This is a genomic window from Acinetobacter sp. CIP 101934 (assembly GCF_000369585.1).
Classification (GTDB): Bacteria; Pseudomonadota; Gammaproteobacteria; order Pseudomonadales; family Moraxellaceae; genus Acinetobacter; species Acinetobacter schindleri.
The window spans coordinates 1-6,078 of sequence record NZ_KB850095.1; the positions used below are offsets into that span (position 1 = coordinate 1).

Here is a 6,078-nt window from a genome sequence, read left to right on the forward strand (position 1 = left end):
ACAAGCTTCATTATTTTATAACGGTAATATTCTAGGAGAAGTTTGGCTAGTAAATAGAGTTTTCGGTCTCTAAGCTTTTTTGAAGGGAAAATCATCGACTCAGATCCCTATTTGCAACAGTGCCAGAAAAACCAACTTCAAGTTGGTTTTTCTTTTTTAATCATCAGTGGCGACCTTAACACCATATCCAATTAAACCTGCAAGGCTAGCATAGGCTATTTTGGCATAAATCGAACCCCACCAGACCGTAATTTTACTGGCACCAAATTCCCGAACCGTTTGCCCCATAAAATTAGTGGTTTCATAGAAATTTTTAGCAGAATAACCTAACGCAATATGATCAAGGACAGGGAATAAACTAAAAGCTAAACCTACTGCTGCTGCGGGGAAAGTAAACTCTCTTGGTAGACCGAATTTTCCAGCAATAAATACAAGCGATACCACGATAATTAATCTGATGATAGTCCATAGCATCACTGTGAAAGGCAAGTTAAAGATGCCTGCTCCCTGCCACGCAAGACCGCAGACAACTAACACGATAAAGCCTACAACTATCAGGAATAATACAAATTTATCATGATCATCTTTACTCATTAAAAAGTCCTTTATGGTTTGTTATTTTCACTTACTTATGCCAGGTGAAGTTAGATTCTAGGTGTATTTCTAGGGGTAGTATTAAGATTGCTTTGCAGCTTCATCTTGTGATTAGGAGCATTCAAATTTTCTTCCGGTGCAGTAATCTTTTGCTTCAATAACTGCTCACGGTACTCGCTATAAACTTCAGTTTTATTGCGGGCAGTAAAACGGTGTGCGCTCTGATCTTTAAACTCTGTGAAGTACCGATCTGAATACTTAACAGAAAGTTTTTCAAATGGAATCTCATATTCCATATCATTGATTCGAGCTTTAATCATTGGTTTATCTTTCACCTTGTAGGCATCAAGAACCTTTAATTCTGTTCCCTTCTCAAAGGTTTCTTTCTTAAAGAATCCAGTCTTGATCTGTAACCCTTCCTCAAGTTTGAGAAGCTCACCTTTTGCAATTTTCATACCTCTAATGCTACCGATCTCATCACCTAAAATAGATTTAGATTTAAGATTCGCACGAACCTCGGTAACAATTTCTTCCTTCGTGAATGTACGATTCGCTGAAGTTAAAGCATGTATCTTCGAGTTAATTCCGTATATCTCCCGCTTATCTTCAATATGGTGGCGGTGATCTTGAAGATATGCTTTGATTAATTTTTCTTGCTTGTCTACTAAAGTGAAGTCTGTAGAAAATTCTTTCTTTTCTGATCGTCCTAGAACTTTTTTGAAGTTTTCAAAAGGTGTAACTTCTTTTTCAACAGGATTGTAATTCTGATCGTATGAGATTTTCCCATCTGGACGTTTAACGAATTCTTTTTCATTCGTGGTAAACGACATAGCAGAATAATTAATTTCGACATTATATTTATGTCGGGTCAAAGCAACATAAGTTAAATTAGCATTCATGTTCTCACTCGCCACAATATAGGCATTATCAACAGTCATACCTTGTGATGAGTGAATAGTATTTGCATAACCATATTTAAATTTGTTGTATTCATTTAAATCTACTTTAATGATCTCATTATTTTTATCTGACTGAACCATCATAAATTTAATGTTATTAAGATTATCTTTATCAAAACCGATTACTTTTGCTGTTTCACCATTACTAACTTTTAATTTTGAATCATTCTGCTTAAATACAATTTTTTCTCCGACAGTAATTTCAATATCACCGAAAGCAGTTTTAACATGATTACCAGTAGCAGAAAGTTGACCATTTTTAATTAATACATTTCTTGCCATGCGGTTTAATTCATTCACATCATTATTTGAATGAGCAAGCATTAACTTATTTTTGCTAGAATCTTCACTCCAAGATTTAATAGTTTTGGCTAGTGCTAGATCGTGAGATTCATATTCATTAACAGCATTAATGGTCTTATAAATATCTAATGCTTTGTCAACTTCATGCTTAGATAACAACTTAGATGCTTCAATCATTTTCTCTGATTCCTTCGCATATTTTTGTCGTTGTATATCTTCTAATGAAGCAATATTTTTCTTATCAAGGTTATCTTGAATATGAGCAAATGCAGAACCAGCACTAACAGCACTTAACTGATAACTATCACCAACAAGTTTTATTTGAGCATCATGCTTCTCTACGATCATGAGAAGTTTTTGCATGTCTCTTGAGCCGACCATCCCCGCTTCATCTAAGATCAAGACAGTCTTATTATTGATCTCAAAGTTACCACTTTCATATCGGGCAAGGAATGAAGCAATTGTACTGCTTGGAATATTACAATCGTCAGAAATAGCTCTAGCTGTAATTGCCTGCAAAGCAATACCATGAACTTTATAATCTGAAGTTTTGAAGGCTTCAGAAACAGCACTAAGAACATAAGACTTACCAGTACCAGCCGAACCATTTAGCAATGAGATTCGATCAGTAGAAGTCAAAGTATAATAGGCTGCTTCTTGCTCTCTATTGAATGTTCTTTTATCAGCAATTTTTACAGCATTTAATGTGAATTTTTCAGTTAAATTAAATGGCTTCTGTACTCGACTTTGCTCATTAGCATCGTAGATAAATGCAGTAATAGAATCTTCAATTCCGACCAATTCTTTTGATGAGAATACAACCTTATCTTTCCCAAACAACATTGCCATATCAGGACAAGTCATTACAGCTTCATAGGCTTTAAGATATTGTTCTTGACTGTCAGTATGAGCCATAACAAAGCGCTCAAGATCACGGGCAGTAAATACAGACTGATTAGAAGTTAAAGCTCTAATAACTTCCGAAGGACGCTCAATAATAATTTCGCCATTTTGATGACGTATATTTTTTATATTTTCATTAATGAAATATTTATGATTACTAACATAATCAGCCCTGAAGTTTTGACTGGATAATTCAAGCCCCTGAGCCTTATAACTTCTATGATCTATACGAGCATCAAGACCTAAATTTTCGCAAAAATCGTTTACATGGTTAGCCCATGATAAGCGTATATCTGCCACAAAAACTTTAGATGAAAAATAGCGGTCTTTACCTGCCCCGCCCTTTTCAGGATTAGTCGGATTGTAGCGTTTAAAGTGTTGTACTTCGTCACGATCAATACCATCTAATTTTCTTTCACTAAACATCAAATGAATATGAGGGTTTTGTTCACCATCACTTGCTAATGGGCTATGAATTGCATAGGAATATGTGAAGTTTTTACCTAGAGTCTTATCTACAAATTCCTGTACTAATTCTTCACGTTGTTCTTTATTCAATTCTCTAGGCAATGAAATTTCTAATTCAGTATAAATACGTCCATTAATGCGTTCGTTCTTATCTGCTGACTTCCAAAAGTGAGCAGCATCTTTAGCCCAATTTGGTAAATTTCCTGATTTTATATTTTCTAAATCTTCTCTTTTGTATTTACCTTCACGATTTATATAAGCGTAATGGCTTGCCCCTCGACTTCCCGAAGAACCGTATTGCCTACCTGATTTAACTGATAAATGATAAATCGCCATAATTCGCCTATTTTGAATCTGCTTTTTTTGTTTCTCGGAGAGAAACGCGGAAGCGTGCATTCTAACTGCTGTTGTCATGATAACTTCAATATATATTCGCTACAAGGTGATAACCCTTAGTTCAGAAACCCCAAATCTAAGGGTCTATAAGGGACATGATTAATAAGGATTTTTTTAAGCTAGAAACTGTAATTTTTTGTTATTAGGTAGACATTAGGATATTTTTTAAACTAAAGGACTGAAAGCCAATTTTAAGATTTTAAAAATCCTATGAAAAATGATCACCTGGCTAAATAGTTTTTCAATTCAAGTCATACTCAGAATAAATATTTCTTTAATTGGAAAAGTCAGAAATTAATAATTTAATATGATTTTTGTTGTTTAGTGCTGTAATAGATTTCCTCTATTTTTAGTTATGCTATGATTTAAAAATATTGACAATGAGGAAGTGGCAATGGCTATCGAAAATCTAAAATTTACTGAAGATCAAAAAAAGTTTGTAACTGATGAAATCTCTCGTTTGAAGGGATTAGAGAATAGAAACCAAACTGAAGATTTAATTTTGTCACTTGTTAAAAGTATTGAATCAGGCTCACCAACAAAGCAGCAAATTAGTTCATTTGAACGTGTAATGAAAAATGAATTTAAAAAACATAAAGCGCGTTTAGAATTAGAAAAAATCAAGGAAGATGAAAAAAAACTTTTAGCTAGTTTGAAAAAAGATGCTCAAGCTGCTCAAGTTAAAGATCGCAAAAAACGTGAACATAAATTAATTTCAATTGGTGCGCTTTTTGAAATGGTAGATTTCCCAACTGAAGATAAAGGAATTATTACTGGTGTTCTTTTAAAGGCTCTTGAATCATATAAATCCAATCCCCAACATTTTGACAGTTTAAAAATTGCTGGTGACAAATTTATTGCTGATCGGGAACAATCAAAAAAATCTAAATCAACTCTAGTTGATAATTCAGGCTCTACAAATTAAAGAATATTCAAACTGGTAAAAATATAATTTAATTTTTTCCAGTCGCAACCCTGCGGGATTGCTTTGTTAATCCCGCTTATAGGTTACATGGAAGTAGTTTCGGGTCTGCGGTCAGCTAGACAAAATCACAGATTTTGTCTGCTTCTCTTTCCCCATTCAACGGTAATCAGAGAAGGGAGGATTTTTCAGATTTTTTCAGTTCGCAAAGTAGACACTTTGCTCTGCCCTATCGTTTAGGATTCAATATCTTTTTTTGAAAATTCAAAATAAATTAAATCTTTTTTACCTAGCTCAACCATTATTGAATTATAAAAATTGACAGGTAAATTTATAAATTCGTGATGCTCCGACCATAGTGCTTGTTCACCTTTGAATAGATATTTATATCTTGGATTACCAAGTTCTATACGCTCTTTTTCTTTTGCAATTACTTCCGATCTGATTGCATTAAGCATATCTAAAATTTGAATTGCTTTAGGGTCAATTTGATATTCCCTAGAGCTTTTCCCATTAATCCAAAGTTGAGCATCACGGCTATTGTACTTAGTTTCTTCCGTGTGGACTACCTTGTAAAATTCAATTATTTGCTCTGGGCTATATAAACCATTTCTGAAGCATTCAATTTTGAATTGAGCATTATTCATTTTTTCAGTTCCTTAATATTCATTATATGATACGCAATGAACCGCATTTTTTTGAAGCATTAGAAATCTAAACATCAAAAAAATGCGGGTGACTATTACCCCTATTTATTTTCAAATAAGAGCCTTAAATATAATTGCCAATCTTTATATATTAATTTTGAATGCTTCATATTTTCCTCTGTAGTGAATTGACCCCCTTCAGGGGGTCAACTGTTTTATGCGTATGATGATGTATAGCAGCGTTTATAAACTTTTGTACCTGTCGGCAATAATTCAAAATCTAATACTGTTGCATTTGCAGACTGATGAATCACGATATAGTTATCCATGATCTTTTTTTTCATTGGCTCTTTGCTGGTAAATTCATTCGGTAAAGGCACAACATAACCTTGCATTGAACCTGTTGCATCATAAGCCTGTTTAAGTTCACGGATGACACAATATGCCCCGCTTTTCTCAATAACTTGATAGAAGTCTACATTTGTTTGCTCATATCCCCATGAGGTATATAAGATCGTCCCGATCTCTAACTGATCACGGAATTTTTTAATTCGGGCTTTTTGTTCTTCCTTGTTCTTGATGGCGTTTTGATGGCTCAAGTTGTCTGATTGAATATTTTGAGAAACAGCTTCTTTCATACGTTCAACTGTTTTAAATCTAGTGTAGATAAAAGGCTTTTTAGATTTTCCCTTATATGCAATCACTACCTTTTCAACGAGTGAAATATAATAAACAGTTCCAGTCAGTTTATTAGTAATAATCTGACTACCTACATAGTAAAAACGACCTGCATCTGTGTAGTTGAAAATTGCCATGTGCTTGTATCCTTTTTTGCTAGATCGCCAATCGACCTAATAAAATTATTATACCTATATTGATTTGTGAG

General features: G+C 33.8%; 5 protein-coding genes. 1 reads left to right on the forward strand and 4 read right to left on the reverse strand.

The genetic code is table 11. The features are described from left to right. Positions 1 to 156: 156 nt before the first annotated feature. Positions 157 to 594, reverse strand: coding sequence for a hypothetical protein (locus tag F899_RS14790; RefSeq protein ID WP_005108951.1), 438 nt, complete (start codon positions 592 to 594; stop codon positions 157 to 159). Positions 595 to 644: 50 nt separating this feature from the next. Further along, complete coding sequence (locus F899_RS14795) at positions 645 to 3,563, reverse strand: AAA family ATPase (protein ID WP_005108950.1); 2,919 nt, start codon at positions 3,561 to 3,563, stop codon at positions 645 to 647. Between the two features lie 454 nt (positions 3,564 to 4,017). Here F899_RS14795 and F899_RS14800 point away from each other — a divergent pair, with 454 nt between their 5' ends. Then, on the forward strand, positions 4,018 to 4,548 hold the full coding sequence (locus tag F899_RS14800) for a conjugal transfer protein TraD (protein ID WP_005108949.1): 531 nt from the start codon (positions 4,018 to 4,020) through the stop codon (positions 4,546 to 4,548). A gap of 233 nt (positions 4,549 to 4,781) precedes the next feature. On the opposite strand, the gene F899_RS14805 is transcribed toward F899_RS14800, so the two are convergent. Together F899_RS14805 and F899_RS14810 are read right to left on the reverse strand one after the other, a co-directional pair. After that, positions 4,782 to 5,192: a hypothetical protein gene (locus F899_RS14805; protein WP_005108947.1), complete on the reverse strand. Its 411-nt coding sequence runs from the start codon at positions 5,190 to 5,192 to the stop codon at positions 4,782 to 4,784. Positions 5,193 to 5,407: 215 nt separating this feature from the next. Then, positions 5,408 to 6,007, reverse strand: a complete 600-nt coding sequence (locus F899_RS14810) for a hypothetical protein (RefSeq protein ID WP_005108946.1) — start codon at positions 6,005 to 6,007, stop codon at positions 5,408 to 5,410. Positions 6,008 to 6,078 lie beyond the last annotated feature (71 nt).

What these genes read in the sequence shown, in the direction of transcription:
- F899_RS14805 (WP_005108947.1), bottom strand. Translation starts at nt 5,192, where the DNA reads ATGAATAATGCTCAATTCAAAATTGAATGCTTCAGAAATGGTTTATAT.
- F899_RS14790 (WP_005108951.1), bottom strand. Translation starts at nt 594, where the DNA reads ATGAGTAAAGATGATCATGATAAATTTGTATTATTCCTGATAGTTGTA.
- F899_RS14795 (WP_005108950.1), bottom strand. Translation starts at nt 3,563, where the DNA reads ATGGCGATTTATCATTTATCAGTTAAATCAGGTAGGCAATACGGTTCT.
- F899_RS14800 (WP_005108949.1), top strand. Translation starts at nt 4,018, where the DNA reads ATGGCTATCGAAAATCTAAAATTTACTGAAGATCAAAAAAAGTTTGTA.
- F899_RS14810 (WP_005108946.1), bottom strand. Translation starts at nt 6,007, where the DNA reads ATGGCAATTTTCAACTACACAGATGCAGGTCGTTTTTACTATGTAGGT.